Genomic DNA, 13,843 nt, shown 5'->3' on the forward strand with positions numbered 1-13,843 from the left:
GATTCCCGAGGCAGACCGAGCAGTAATCAACGATGACCGATCTCCACAACAACCAGCCCCGGCGATCTGCCCTTCGTTCCCTGCGAAAGCGCTTCAGCAGTGGCCTGGCGGCACTGGGTATGGGCCTGCTGATCGGGGGCGCCCCCATCGCCGCGGTAGCGGACGACGATCAGATACAGCTGCCCGAACTGGGCGACAGCAGCAGCGGCCTGGTATCCCGCGCGCGGGAGAAGGAGCTCGGCCAGATGTGGCTGCGCATGTTCCGCAGCCAGGTGCGTACCTCCAATGACGCTCTGCTGCAGCAGTATGTGGAAAACACGGTCAAGGGGCTGTCGGAATTCAGCCCCCTGGAAGACAAGACTATCGATGTGGTAGTGGTCAAGAACGAGACCATGAACGCCTTTGCCGTCCCCGGCGGCATCATGGGTATTCACACGGGCCTGTTCCTGTTTGCGGAAAACGAAGACCAGTTCGCCTCGGTCATCGCCCACGAACTGGGCCACCTGAGCCAGCGCCACTACGCCCGCTCGCTGGAGGCCCAGCGCAACAACACCATCCCCACCCTGGCCGGTATGCTCGGCGCCCTGGTGCTGGCCGCCACCGCCGGTGGCGACGCCGGTATCGCCGCCATGACCGCCACCCAGGCCGCGGCACTGGACAGCCAATTGCGCTTCAGCCGCAAGAACGAACAGGAGGCGGACAGGGTCGGTATCGAGACGCTGGCCAAATCCGGGCGGGACCCGGAAGCCGCCGGCGAGATGTTCGAGCAGATGCTGAAAGCCACCCGCTACTACCGCCGCCCGCCGGAATTCCTGCTCACCCACCCGGTCACCGAGAAACGTATCGCCGACGCCAAGCTGCGCGCCAGTCGCATGCCCGCGGTCAAACCGCACGACAGTCGCGACTACCACCTGATGCGCGCGCGTATCCGCGTCGCCGCAGAGCCGACTCCGCAGCAGGCGGTCAAGCGCTTCCGCGCAGAGCTGAATGGTATCAACGACAACGAGGATGCCGCGCGCTACGGCCTGGTGCTGGCGCAGACCGCGGCCGGCAAACCGGATTCGGCCCTGGAAACCCTGCAGCCACTGCTGGACCGGGAACCCAGCAAGGCCGCCTTCGTTCTGGCGCGCGCGGATATCGACCTGGTGCGACACGACTACACCACTGCCACCGAGCGACTGCAGAAGGCCCTGAATAAAAACCCCGGTGACCACGCCCTGACCATGGGCCTGGCCAACGCGCACTTCAAGGCGGGCAACTACCTGGCGGCGGAGCGTATCCTCGCCAGGCACAGCCGCCTGCGCAAGAAAGACCCGACGGTCTGGTATCTGCTGGCGGAGACCCACGGTCTCGCCGGCGACATTGTCGGCGTACACGAGGCCCGCGCCGAGTACTACATCTTGAACGGTGTCTTCGACAAAGCACTGCAGCACCTGCGCCACGGCGTGCGCCTGGCCAAGAACGATTACCAGACCCACGCGATCCTGGAACAGCGCATGAAAGATGTGATCAAGATGCAGGAGAAAGCGAAAGAGCTTTAGTGGTCAATGCGGAATGATGAGTGCGGAATGCGGAATACGCGATCTGGCCCGCTGTCGTCAGGACGCCCCGTGGCCGCGTTCTCGCCTTTGTATTCACTGAAAGATTGATCGCGGCCATGGGCCGCTCCTACAGCGCACGGAATTTGCATTCCGCATTCATCATTCATCATTCCAACTAGTCCAGGGGCTTGCGGAAATCCAGCATGCGCTGCAGCGGCATCATGGCCCGCTTGCCGAGTTCTGAATCGACAAATATTTCATTGTCGCCGCGCTCCAGCACACCACACAGGTTCTCCAGCGAATTCATCGCCATCCAGGGGCAGTTGGCGCAGCTGCGGCAGGTGGCACCGGCGCCGGCGGTGGGGGCGACGATCAATTCCTTGTCCGGGCACTGCTGCTGCATCTTGTAGAAGATGCCCTGGTCGGTGGCGACGATAAAGCGCTTTTCCGGACGGGTCTTGGCCGCATTGATAATCTGTGAGGTGGAGCCAACCACGTCCGCCAGCTCGACCACCGCGGCCGGTGACTCCGGGTGCACCAGCACCGCTGCATCCGGGTACAGCGCCTTCAGGTCCAGCACGCCCTTGGCCTTGAACTCCTCGTGCACGATACAGGCGCCATTCCACAGCAGCACGTCCGCACCCGTCTCCCGCTGTACATAGCTGCCCAGGTGCTTGTCGGGTGCCCACAGGATCTTCTCGCCGTTGGCATCCAGGTAATCCACCACATCCAGCGCAATACTCGAGGTCACCACCCAGTCGGCGCGCGCCTTGACCGCAGCCGAAGTGTTCGCGTAGACCACCACGGTGCGGTCCGGGTGCTGGTCACAGAAAGCGGCGAACTCCTCCGGCGGACAACCCAGGTCCAGGGAGCAGGTGGCTTCCAGGGTCGGCATCAACACGCGCTTGTTCGGTGTCAGTATCTTGGCAGTCTCGCCCATGAATTTCACCCCGGCGACGATCAGGGTATCCGCCTGGTGCTCGGCGCCGAAGCGGGCCATCTCCAGGGAATCGGATACACAGCCGCCGGTCTCCTCCGCCAGGGCCTGGATCAGCGGGTCGGTATAGTAGTGAGCCACCAGCACCGCGTTCTGCTCTTTCAGCAGCCGCTTGATACGCTCGCGCCACAATTCCAGCTCCTCTTCGCTGTACTGGTGCACGGCGGGCTCCGCCAGGTGCGCCTGCACCAGCGAACGGGAATCAGGGGTCTCTGAGGCAACGGATTTCTGACTCATGACTTACTACCACTAGCGGAAAAGCGCGCATTATAGCCTATCGACCGCACTTCCATCGAAATGCCATTTCAATGTGGTCAGCTGTGCGGCTCTCACGGCGCCAACTGCCGATGCGCGGCAGATCGAAAACAAAAAAGGGCCACCTGGCGGCAGCCCTTTTCGGAAGATGGTGGGTCGTGCTGGACTCGAACCAGCGACCAATTGGTTAAAAGCCAACTGCTCTACCAACTGAGCTAACGACCCGGTAGAGAGGCGCGCATCATACCGATCCGCGCTAAAAACGCAAGTTGCATCACTTCCGCAAGGGAAGGCAACAACAAAACGGCGGGACTCCGTTTTGCACAGCCGAAGGCTTCCCGCAGGGTGAGCGGTTCGGCGTTCCGAGCCATGGACGGCCCGAATGAAAAGGGCCGCCTGCCGGCAGCCCTTTGCAATATGGTGGGTCGTGCTGGATTCGAACCAGCGACCAATTGGTTAAAAGCCAACTGCTCTACCAACTGAGCTAACGACCCTTAGATGCCTCAACCTGAGGAGCTGCGTATCTTACGGATCTATTTCAAAAAGACAATACCCATCGGCAAAAATATCTAAAGAATTGAAGGAGTTAGCACCTGCTCCTGCAGCTGGCGACTTCAACTCCCTCAATCGGCATAGACCGTGGGGTCCGCCAGGCCCGCCTCGATAAATCCCGCGGCGCGCAGGCGACAGCTGTCACAGCGACCACAGGCGGCGCCACTCGGCTGCGCCTGGTAACAGGACACAGTTAAACTGTAGTCCACACCCAGTTCGGTACCGCGGCGCACTATGTCCGCCTTGCTCATATGCATCAGCGGTGTGCGGATACTGAGTTTGTGGCCCTCGACACCGGCGCGGGTGGCGAGATTGGCCATCTTCTCGAAGGCCTCGATATATTCAGGGCGGCAGTCCGGGTAGCCCGAGTAGTCCACCGCATTGACACCGACGAAGATATCCCGGGCTCCGACCACTTCTGCCCAACCCAGGGCAATGGACAGGAAGACGGTGTTGCGCGCCGGCACATAGGTCACCGGTATGCCACCGGTATCCTCTTCCGGTACATCGATGCCGTCGTCAGTCAGGGCCGAGCCACCGATGGTGCGCAGGTCCAGCTTGACCGCCTTGTGTTCCCGCGCATCCAGGTCCGCCGCCACCCGCTGCGCGGCCATCAGCTCGGCGCTGCTGCGCTGGCCGTAGTCGAAACCCAGTGCGTAGCACTCGTAACCCTCGGCGCGGGCCATGGCCAGCACCGTGGTGGAATCCAGGCCCCCGGATAGCAGGACTACCGCTTTCTTAGTGGTCATAACATACCTGTTCAGTACTTGCGTAGGATGCGCCGTGCGCACCATTCAGCCCTTGGTGGTGCGCGCGGCGTGCGGTAAGGATGGGGTCAAACGCCGGGAATATCGCCCCACAGCAGCTTGTGCATCTGCATCTGCATGCGCACCGGCAGTCCGTCCGCCAGGATCCACTCCGCCAGCTGCCGCGGCTCCAGCTGCTCGTAGCTGGGGGAGAAGAGCACCTCCCCGACCCGCTCCGGCAGCCGGTACTGGTCCAGGGTGAACCTGGCCCAGTCGTAGTCGGCTCTATCGCAGATAACGAACTTGATCTGGTCGCGCTGGTTCAGGGCCTGGATATTGTCCATGCGGTTGCGGTGCTGTTCGCCGGATGCCGGGGTTTTCAGATCCACTACCCGGGATACACGCTCATCCACCTGCTCCACCGCCATGGCGCCGCTGGTTTCCAGGGACACCGAATAGCCGGCGTCGCACAGGGCCGCCAGCAGCGGCAGGCAGTTGGGCTGCGCCAGTGGCTCGCCGCCGCTCACACAGACATAGCGGGCGGGAAAGCCCTGCACCTTTTCCAGTATTTCAGCCAGCGTCATGCGCTCGCCGCCGTAGAAGGCGTACTCGGAGTCGCAGTAGGTACAGCGCAGAGGGCAACCGGTCAGGCGCACGAACACCGTCGGCAACCCGGACTCCCGCGCCTCACCCTGCAGGGAATAGAAGATCTCGCTGATACGCAGCGATTCTCCGTGAAAGCGCTGTGACTCTGAATTCAAGTCGGTCATATTCACCCGGCCAAAAAACACAAAAGCCCGGGCGGCAATTGCCACCCGGGCGCGGGATCATAGAGCTTTTGTGTTCAAAAAACCAGCGGCCGGTCCTGTATCAGGAACAGGCTCGCGGCCTCAGAAGTTCTCGTCCAGGTACTTCTTCGCCAGACCCGAAGCGCGGGCGTCGCTGCCGGCCACCTGCTCGAGCAGATCGCGGGCTTTCTGCTGATCGCCCAGCTGGTGGTAGACGGTACCCAGCTTGTAGCGGCCGTCCCACACCTTGGTGGAGTTGGGGTAGCCGTCGAGCAGCGCCACAAACCACTGACGCGCATCCTCAAGATTGCCCTGTACCAGCGCTATCTCACCCAGCCAGTAGTTGGCATTGGGTGCGTACTTGCCGTTGGGGTAGTCCTGTAGCAGGCGCTTGAACTCGGCACTGGCGCCGTCGTAGTCGCCGTTGCGGGCCAGGCCAAAACTGGCCTGGTAGCGGTCGCGCTCGTCCTCGCTGGCGGCGGGGGCGGGCTCACCGCCCTGGGCGGGTCGCGCTGCACCGGCGTCTTCGCCGCTGTCGGCACCGGCTGGCGGTTGTTGCGACGGCTCAGTGCCGGCCAGGCGGGCGATGCGCCGGTCCAGGTCCATATAATCGTCGGTGCGCTGCTGCTTGAGGCGCTTGACCTCGTGGCGCAGCTCCTCCACCGCACCGCGCAGCTCCTGGACTTCCTGCTGCAGCACCTGCATCTGGTAGTAGGCCTCGGCCTGAGGATTGGCCTGGCGCGGGGCGGAAATCGGCGCGCGCGCTATCTGGGTTTCCCGGTACGCGGGTTCAGAGTAGGCGGGCTCGGAATAGGAGGCATCCGGATACGAAGGCGCCGATTGCTCCGAACTGTCATTGGATAGGTCGACGATCGGCGCCTGGGAGAATACGGGCGATGCCGCAGCCATAAGGGCTGCGGCAATCGCGATCTTTCTAATCGTTAAAGCCATTGGCATCCATTGACGATTAGTTGATTACAACGCGACGGTTCATCTGGCGCGCGCTTTCGCTGGAGCCGTTCTGGGCCGGGCGCTCTTCACCGTAGCTGATCACTTCCAGAGTGGAGGCATCTACACCCTGCAGTACCAGGAAGTCACGCACGGCGTTGGCGCGGCGCTCACCCAGGGCCAGGTTGTACTCGCGGGTGCCCAGCTCGTCGGCATGGCCTTCCAGGCGCACGGTACCGGCGTTGCCACGCATGCGGTCGGCGTGCTGAATCAGCAGCTCGCGGGTGTCCGGCTTCAGCAGGGACTGGTCAAAGTCGAAGTAAACGACATTGTCCAGCGGCACTGCAGTTTCCTGAGCCGGGGTATCAATTACCGGTTCTTGAACCTGGGTCATCTGCTGCTGCGCGCTGTCGTCGGTGTCGGTGCTGGAACAGCCCGCCATTACCGCCATTACGCAGGCCAGGCCCAGGCCTGTTTTTACTGATTTCAACATAAGCTACTCCGCTTTTAGTGTTATCGAAAAATCCTGTAAGACTTTTATCTGGTCTAAATCAAAACCCGCTGCAAACAGATTGGCGGGCACCCCGTATAATCAATCAAAGTAAGGCGACCACGCCGGTTCGCGTACATCGCCCCGCTGGGACGGCAGGTTGTATTTCACCCCCGCATCCAGCGATACCGCCGCCAGAATACCCTTGCCCCCCCGCTTGGTAGCGTACATCAGCATAGCGCCATTGGGCGCGATACTGGGGGATTCGTCCAGGGTCGTCTCCGTGAGGACACGCATCCTGCCGGTATTGATATCCATCGTCGCAATCGTGAATACCCCCCTGCTGCGATGCACCACTACCAGCGTTTTCCCATCGGGTGACACACGCGGCCTTGCGTTGTAGTCGCCATCGAAGGTTAAGCGGTCTACTTGACCAGTGGCAAGAGTCAATTGGTAAATTTGTGGCTTACCTCCCCTATCGGAAGTGAAAACCAGCGATTTACCGTCCGGCATCCAGTTCGGCTCCGTATCAATGGAGAAGTGTCGGGTCATCCGGGTGAACTTCCGGGTGTTCAGGTCCAACACGTATATCTCCGGATTGCCGTCCTTGGAGAGCACCATTGCCAGTTTGGTTCCATCCGGCGACCAGGTGGGCGAGCTGTTGATCCCCTTGAAGTTGGTCAACTGCTGGCGCGCACCGGTGCGCAGATTCTCGCGGAAGATCGCCGGACGCCCGGTCTCGAAGGACACATAGGCCACCTCCTGCCCGTTCGGCGACCACATGGGCGACATCACCGGGGCGCTGAAGCGGCGGATTTCCTTCGCCCGCGCACCGTCGATATCCGCCTGCATCAGCGCGTAGCTGGGCCGGCCGCCGCGCGTGTCCTCCTGCACATAGATCATCTGCGTGGAGAAGGCACCGCGAATGCCGGTGATCGCCTCGAAGATCTCGTCCGCCGCACGGTGGGCAACGTCCCGCAGCTGCTGGCTGCCGCCGCTGACCTGCTTGGTGAACATTTTCTGTCGCCCGAAGATATTCACCAGGTCAAAGGTCAGCAGGTAACCGGCCGCCTGGGGTTCTATACGACCCGTCACCACGTATTCAGTTCCCAGAATGCGCCAATCCCTGAAAACCACTTCTTCCGGGTTCTTGGGGAAAGACAGCATGTCCTCCTTGGGCACCGGCGCAAACAGTCCGCTGCGGCGCAGGTCCGCGGAGATGATGCCGGAGACATCCTCCGCCAGCACGCCACTGCCGGACCAGCTGAAGGGCGATACCGCTATGGGGGTCGGGTCGTCGATACCGCTGGTGATATCCACCACCAGCTGGGCGCGGGCGCCCAGGCTGATCGATGCGACGGCGATGATGAAAGCTGTTTTCAGTAGGTTCTTTATCATTGGCGCAGATCTTCGACTCTAAAGTTCAACAGGGTTTTGCGCACTTCGCGCTCAAACAGGCTCGGCTCCTTGCGAGCCAACTCCGCCACCTCCGGGAATACCTCGACCCGACGGATGGCAGTCAATACCGAGCGGTCCAGGGCGGCATTGCCACTGCCCTCGACAATATTGGCCGCCACTACGCGACCGGTAGGCACAAAGTTGATTTGTACCACGGTGAGCATGCCGTTGCGCGCGCTGGGCGGGCGGCTCCACACGGATTCGATGCGCTGCTGTATCGCCTGCGCCACGGACATCACCGCCTGGGCGCCCTCGCGCGCATCCAGCAGTTCCTCCTCTTCCTCCAGAGCCTCATCGAAGGCGCTCTGGCGCTCGCGTTCCAGCTGCTCCTTACGCTCCTTCTCTTTGCGCTCCTTCTCGCGGCGAGACTTTTCCTCGGCCGCCTTTCTCTTGCGCTCCGCCTCAGCCTTGCGCTTCTTCTCGGCTTCCAGCTTCTTCTTGCGCTCGATGGCCGCGCGGCGTTTCTTCTCTGCCTCCGCCTTGCGCTGCTGCTCCAGCTCGCGCTGCTGGCGCTGCTGTATCTTGTCTACCTTGGGCGGCGCCGTTTTCTTCGGTGCCAGCGCGTCGGCGCTCACCAGCTTGGCCTGCACAAACTTCGGCATCGGTTTGCGCTCCGGCTGGCTGCTGGCCTCCCAACCGTAGGTGAGCACGGCGATCAGGGCCCCGTGAAACACGAGACTGATCACAACGGCCAGTGCGTAAGAGCCTCCAGTGTTTCTCATATCAGTACCGACACCCTACTCCTGCGGCGGTTCGGTCACCAGGCCGACGCTGGGCGCGCCTGCCTGCTGCAAATGGGTCATGGCACTGACGATCAGCCCGTAGCGGGCATCGGTATCGCCCCACACCAGCACCGGCGTCCTGGGTTTTTGACGCAAAACCTTGGCCACTGTGTCCTTGATCTCTGCCAGCGGCTTGGCCTCCTTCTCCTCCTCGCCCAGATTCAGGTAGTAGGTGCCATCGGCGCGCACCGAGACGATCAGAGGCTCGTCATCGGTATCCTCGATCGGCGCCGAGGGCGCATCCGGCAGGTCCACCTTGACCCCCTGCATCAGCAGCGGCGCGGTGACCATAAACACGATCAGCAGCACCAGCATCACGTCGATGTAGGGCACCACGTTGATCTCGGATACCAGCTTCTTCTTGGTTCCCTTGCGAAACACACTCATAGGGCTCGCCCGTTCACTCAGCTGGAGTGCACTTTGCGGTGCAGAATCGAGGAGAACTCCTCGGCGAAAGTCTCATAGCTGGACAGCAGCCACTCCGCCTTGGCCGAGTAGCGGTTGTAGGCCATCACCGCCGGAATCGCCGCGAACAGGCCCATGGCGGTGGCCACCAGGGCCTCGGAGATACCGGGGGCAACAGTGGCGATGGTGGCCTGGTGCATGGTGGCCAGGCCGCGGAAGGAGTTCATGATGCCCCAGACGGTGCCGAACAGGCCGATATAGGGGCTCACCGAGCCGACACTGGCCAGGAAAGGCAGGTTCATCTCCACCTTCTCCTGCTCCCGAGACATGGCCACGCGCATGGCCCGCTCGGTCCCCTCCATCACCGCCTCGGGGCCGCTGCGACCCTGCTGGCGCAGGCGGGTGAACTCGGTGAAACCGGAGCGGAACAGCGATTCGACGCCATCGGTCTTGCCGCGCTCCGAGCGCTCGTTGCCCTCGCGGAACAGCTGGTTCAGGTCGGCACCGGACCAGAAGCGGCGCTCGAAGTTGACCAGGGCCCGCCTGGCGCGGGACAGGTAGAGACCGCGCTGGATGATCATGACCCAGGAGATCACCGAGGCCAGCAGCAGGAGCAACATCACCAGCTGCACCAGCAGACTGGCATTCTGTATCAGCCCCCACAGGGAGAGTTGTTCACCGGTTTCCATCTTCTATATGGCTGCCTTTAATGCTGAGTAAATGGGTTCGGGTAGCGCGCAGGGCCTGCGGCTGGCGTCGTCGACGCAGGCGACTTTGACCACACCCTCGCAAATAATTTCATCATCGCGCCAGATTTTTTGCTCAAAGGTCACCGCGGCGCGCCCCAGTTTGCCAATCGCGGCGGTGGCCCGCAAATTGTCATCGAGCCGGGCCGAGCGGCGATACTGGATCTCCGCCGAGTGCACCACCAGCAGCAGGCCCCTCTCCGGCATGGCGGGCTTATCATAGCCGAGGGAGCGGACCAGTTCTGTGCGCGCGCGCTCCATATACTTCAAATAATTGACGTAATAGACGATTCCACCCGCGTCCGTATCCTCGATATAGACGCGGATGGGGATGCTGAAAGCTTCTTTCACCCCTGCCTCTTGTGCTGTTCTGAAACTCCAATCGCGGCCATGGGCCGCTCCTACAAGGGGCGATTCGCCCTGTAGGAGCGGCGGGGCGGCCATCCGCCGTTGGCCGATTGAGTGCTCCCTGCACAATCGGCATTCCCGCCATCCATGGCGGTCGCCGCGATCGAACTATCCGATTACTTGTTGTCCGGCTTGGGAATGCCGAAATGCTCGTAGGCCAGCGCCGTGACCACCCGCCCGCGCGGGGTGCGGGCAACATAGCCCTGCTGTATCAGGTAGGGCTCGAGCACGTCCTCGATGGTGTCCCGCTCCTCGCTGACTGCCGCCGCCAGGCTGTCCACGCCCACCGGGCCGCCGTCGAACTTCTCGATCATCGCCAGCAGCATGCGCCTGTCCAACTGGTCGAAGCCGCTGGCATCCACATTGAGCATATTCAGGGCGGCATCGGCGATGGCGCTGTCAACGCTGCCGTCGCCCTTTACCTCAGCGTAATCGCGCACGCGACGCAGCAGTCGGTTGGCGATACGTGGGGTACCGCGGGCGCGACGGGCCACTTCCAGGGCGCCGCCTTCGTCCATCTGCACCCCCATCAGGCCCGCGGAGCGCTGTACGATACTGGTCAGGTCCGCGACATTGTAGAACTCCAGCCGCTGCACTATGCCGAAGCGGTCCCGCAGCGGCGAGGTCAGCAGGCCGGCTCTGGTGGTCGCACCGACCAGGGTAAACGGAGGCAGATCCAGCTTGATCGAGCGGGCCGCCGGGCCCTCGCCGATCATGATGTCCAGCTGGTAGTCCTCCATCGCCGGATAGAGCACCTCCTCCACATGGGGGCTGAGGCGGTGTATCTCGTCGATAAACAGCACATCACCGGGCTCCAGATTGGTCATGATCGCGGCCAGGTCGCCGGCCTTCTCCAGCACAGGACCGGAGGTGGTCTTGATGGCCACATCCATCTCCGCGGCGATGATATTCGCCAGCGTGGTCTTGCCCAGCCCCGGGGGACCGAACACCAGCGTATGGTCCAGGGCCTCACCGCGCAGCCTGGCGGCCTGGATAAAGATCTCCATCTGCTCGCGCACCACCGGCTGGCCGACATAGTCCGCCAGGGATTTGGGGCGCACGGCGCGGTCGTACTGCTCCTCCTGGCCGGAGGGGCCTATGGGCTCGGGGGCTATCAGGCGGTCGGCTTCGATCACAGGGGGCTCCCAGAATGCGGAATGATGAATGCGGAATGCGGAATGCGCGGGCAGGCACATTGCCGGATTCGGGTCCAGCGCCCGCGTTCAGACATTGGTGCCAGGGCCGGTTTTGATCGCGGCCATGGGCGGATGGCCGCCCCGCCGCTCCTACAGGTCGCTCTCTGATAACTCATTCCGCATTCCGCTTTCATCATTCCGCATTCATCAAGCTGGTGCCATGCTCTTCAGGGCCAGGCGGATCAGGGTCGCGCTGTCGGCGTCAGGTTGTTCCTTGCTGGCCCTGGCCACCATCTTGGTGGCTTCGGTGGGCTTGTAGCCGAGCGCCGCCAGGGCGCTCTCGGCCTCGCCAGCATGGTCGACTTTCGGCACTGCGGCGGCCATCAGCGGTATATCGTTGCTGTCACCGAACTGCGGCGCCAGCTTGTCGCGCAACTCTATGATCAGGCGCTCGGCGGTCTTCTTGCCGACGCCTGGTACTTTTACCAGAGCGGCCACATTGTCCTCGGCCACACAGCGCGCAAGGGCCGCCCCGTCGAGACCGGACAGTATCGCCAGTGCCATCTTAGGGCCCACGCCGTTGACTTTGATCAGGGTGCGAAACAGCTGGCGGTCGGCGTCGCGGATAAAGCCGTACAGGGTTTGTGCGGTTTCAGAAACCGCCAGGTGAGTGTGCAACTGCACCGACTGCCCCAGGGCTGGCAGTTCGAAAATGGTGGTCATGGGGGCGAGCACTTCGTAGCCCACCCCCTGTACATCCACCAGCAATAGCGGTGGCTGCAAGGCGGCCAATGTGCCGCTCAGTCTTCCTATCATTCTTCTATCTCTTAATGGCCAACTGGCAGAGTGCTCGATGCGAAGGCACTGATGCCGGTACTCCCTTGCGAGACTGTCGGCCGGAGGGACCCGGCCGCCAAGCCTACAGGGATGTATTCACGGCGTGTCTCGCAAGGGAGTACCGGCAGCAGTGCCGCCCCCCCCACGTGAACGCCTTCAAGAAATACTCAGACGGCCGCGACGGAAATGGCTGCGCGCGCCGCCGGCGGTCTGCACCAGGGTCTGCATGGTGTGCATATGGCAGAGGGCCACCGCCAGCGCATCGGCGGCGTCCTCCTGCGGCGAGGCCGGTAGTGACAGCAGCGTCTTCACCATGTGCTGAACCTGCAGTTTGTCCGCTGCCCCGGTGCCCACCACCGCCTGCTTGACCTTGCGCGCCTCGTACTCGGCCACCGGCAGGTCCGCATTGGTGGCGGCGACTATGGCCGCGCCGCGGGCCTGGCCCAGCTTCAGGGCCGAGCCGGCGCTCTTGGACATAAATACATTCTCGATGGCCATCTGTCCGGGCGAATACTGCTGCGCTATCTGACTCACCGCGTCGAAGATGAGTTTGAGGCGCTCCGGCAGCGGGCCTTCGGGTATACGGATCACGCCGCTGGCCACATAGGTGGCCCTGTTGCGCTGCACATCGATCAGGCCGTAGCCGGTTTTGCGCGAGCCGGGATCTATGCCCAGGATTCGGGTCAAGGGCTGCTCCCTGGATCTGTACGTTTATATAGTGGCGGGGAGTGTCCCAAGGCGGGGGAGAGGCGTCAAGGGAGGCGGTGGAATGATGAATGATGAATGCGGAATGATGAACAGGCGGGGTGGCCCCTCCCCCGCAGGCAGGAGAGGGGATAAAGAGGCGGGATCAGGCGAGTTGCTCCATCACCTCATCGGGAATATCGGCGTTACTGTAGACGTTCTGTACATCGTCCAGGTCTTCCAGCATATCCACCAGCGCCATCACCTTCTCGGCGCCGTCCTTGTCCATCGGCACGGTGGTGGACGGGATCATGGCGATTTCGGCGTTGTCCGGCTTGAAACCGGCTTCGGTCAGTGCATCCTTCACGGACATATAGTCCTGGAACTCGGTGGTGACCTCGATACTGCCGTCGTCGTTGGTCTCGATATCCTCGGCACCCGCCTCCAGGGCCGCCTCCATCAGCGCATCCTCATCCGCGCCCGGCTCGTAGTAGAGCTGGCCCTTGCGGGAGAACAGATAGGCCACGGAACCATCGGTGCCCAGGTTGCCGCCGCGCTTGGTGAAGGCATGGCGCACTTCGGCGACGGTGCGGTTGCGGTTGTCGGTCAGGCACTCCACCAGGACGGCGACGCCGCCGACACCGTAACCCTCGTAAGTCACCGCCTCGTAGTTATCGCCGTCGGCATTGCCGGCGCCGCGGGCGATGGCCTTGTCGATGGTGTCGCGCTTCATGTTCGCACCCAGGGCCTTGTCGATGGTGGCGCGCAGGGTGGGATTGTCATCCGGGTTGGGACCCGCTTTCGCGGCCACGGTCAGCTCGCGAATGATCTTGGTGAAAATCTTACCGCGCTTGGCATCCTGGGCCGCCTTGCGGTGTTTGATATTGGCCCATTTACTATGTCCCGCCATCTGTATCTCCGGTATAGCTCCGTTGTGGCTTGAAAACTCTTTTGACTGTCGTCATCCCGGACTCGATCCGGGATCCATCTCACTCACTGGCACCTGGATTAGGTGGCGCTCCTGCGCCACGCCCTTTCGGGCCATTCGCTTCGCGAATACTCGCTACGGC

The 13,843-nt window shown here is 62.4% G+C and carries 15 protein-coding genes and 2 tRNA genes; 1 reads left to right on the top strand and 16 read right to left on the bottom strand.

Annotation, left to right across the window (positions count from 1 at the left end; genetic code table 11):
• Nucleotides 1-32: 32 nt before the first annotated feature.
• Nucleotides 33-1,541: a M48 family metalloprotease gene (locus IG627_RS07170; RefSeq protein ID WP_193191655.1), complete on the top strand. Its 1,509-nt coding sequence runs from the start codon at nt 33-35 to the stop codon at nt 1,539-1,541.
• A gap of 175 nt (nt 1,542-1,716) precedes the next feature.
• Here the strand turns inward: IG627_RS07170 and nadA are convergent, their stop codons facing one another.
• From nadA to IG627_RS07250, 16 genes are all read right to left on the bottom strand, one after another.
• Nucleotides 1,717-2,775 carry a quinolinate synthase NadA gene (gene nadA, locus IG627_RS07175; RefSeq protein WP_193191657.1) on the bottom strand — a complete coding sequence of 353 codons (1,059 nt, stop codon included), beginning with the start codon at nt 2,773-2,775 and terminating at the stop codon, nt 1,717-1,719.
• A gap of 167 nt (nt 2,776-2,942) precedes the next feature.
• A tRNA-Lys gene (locus IG627_RS07180) sits at nt 2,943-3,018 on the bottom strand.
• Nucleotides 3,019-3,211: 193 nt separating this feature from the next.
• Nucleotides 3,212-3,287: transfer RNA gene (locus IG627_RS07185), tRNA-Lys, on the bottom strand.
• A 129-nt stretch (nt 3,288-3,416) separates the two neighbouring features.
• Complete coding sequence (gene queC, locus IG627_RS07190) at nt 3,417-4,094, bottom strand: 7-cyano-7-deazaguanine synthase QueC (RefSeq protein WP_193191666.1); 678 nt, start codon at nt 4,092-4,094, stop codon at nt 3,417-3,419.
• A gap of 86 nt (nt 4,095-4,180) precedes the next feature.
• On the bottom strand, nt 4,181-4,861 hold the full coding sequence (queE, locus tag IG627_RS07195) for a 7-carboxy-7-deazaguanine synthase QueE (protein ID WP_193191668.1): 681 nt from the start codon (nt 4,859-4,861) through the stop codon (nt 4,181-4,183).
• A 120-nt stretch (nt 4,862-4,981) separates the two neighbouring features.
• Complete coding sequence (gene ybgF, locus IG627_RS07200) at nt 4,982-5,788, bottom strand: tol-pal system protein YbgF (protein WP_226864810.1); 807 nt, start codon at nt 5,786-5,788, stop codon at nt 4,982-4,984.
• A gap of 58 nt (nt 5,789-5,846) precedes the next feature.
• Nucleotides 5,847-6,320: an OmpA family protein gene (locus IG627_RS07205; protein ID WP_193191671.1), complete on the bottom strand. Its 474-nt coding sequence runs from the start codon at nt 6,318-6,320 to the stop codon at nt 5,847-5,849.
• Nucleotides 6,321-6,419: 99 nt separating this feature from the next.
• Nucleotides 6,420-7,715, bottom strand: coding sequence for a Tol-Pal system beta propeller repeat protein TolB (gene tolB / locus IG627_RS07210; protein ID WP_193191673.1), 1,296 nt, complete (start codon nt 7,713-7,715; stop codon nt 6,420-6,422).
• Nucleotides 7,712-8,497: a cell envelope integrity protein TolA gene (gene tolA / locus IG627_RS07215; RefSeq protein ID WP_193191675.1), complete on the bottom strand. Its 786-nt coding sequence runs from the start codon at nt 8,495-8,497 to the stop codon at nt 7,712-7,714. Before tolA ends, tolB begins: the two co-directional genes overlap by 4 nt.
• A 15-nt stretch (nt 8,498-8,512) precedes the next feature.
• A complete protein-coding gene (tolR, locus tag IG627_RS07220) occupies nt 8,513-8,944 on the bottom strand; it encodes a protein TolR (protein WP_193191677.1) in 432 nt (143 codons plus the stop codon).
• 17 nt (nt 8,945-8,961) lie between these two features.
• Complete coding sequence (gene tolQ, locus IG627_RS07225) at nt 8,962-9,651, bottom strand: protein TolQ (RefSeq protein WP_193191678.1); 690 nt, start codon at nt 9,649-9,651, stop codon at nt 8,962-8,964.
• A 3-nt stretch (nt 9,652-9,654) separates the two neighbouring features.
• On the bottom strand, nt 9,655-10,059 hold the full coding sequence (gene ybgC, locus IG627_RS07230) for a tol-pal system-associated acyl-CoA thioesterase (RefSeq protein ID WP_193191679.1): 405 nt from the start codon (nt 10,057-10,059) through the stop codon (nt 9,655-9,657).
• A gap of 173 nt (nt 10,060-10,232) precedes the next feature.
• Nucleotides 10,233-11,252, bottom strand: coding sequence for a Holliday junction branch migration DNA helicase RuvB (gene ruvB / locus IG627_RS07235; protein WP_193191680.1), 1,020 nt, complete (start codon nt 11,250-11,252; stop codon nt 10,233-10,235).
• Between the two features lie 207 nt (nt 11,253-11,459).
• Entirely contained in the window at nt 11,460-12,068 is a 609-nt protein-coding gene (gene ruvA / locus IG627_RS07240) for a Holliday junction branch migration protein RuvA (protein ID WP_193191681.1), read from the bottom strand.
• Between the two features lie 177 nt (nt 12,069-12,245).
• Nucleotides 12,246-12,776, bottom strand: a complete 531-nt coding sequence (gene ruvC, locus IG627_RS07245; RefSeq protein WP_193191682.1) for a crossover junction endodeoxyribonuclease RuvC — start codon at nt 12,774-12,776, stop codon at nt 12,246-12,248.
• A gap of 163 nt (nt 12,777-12,939) precedes the next feature.
• Complete coding sequence (locus IG627_RS07250; protein WP_193191683.1) at nt 12,940-13,683, bottom strand: YebC/PmpR family DNA-binding transcriptional regulator; 744 nt, start codon at nt 13,681-13,683, stop codon at nt 12,940-12,942.
• Nucleotides 13,684-13,843 lie beyond the last annotated feature (160 nt).

The sequence above is a fragment of the Microbulbifer taiwanensis genome (genome assembly GCF_014904815.1).
Taxonomy (GTDB): Bacteria; Pseudomonadota; Gammaproteobacteria; order Pseudomonadales; family Cellvibrionaceae; genus Microbulbifer; species Microbulbifer taiwanensis.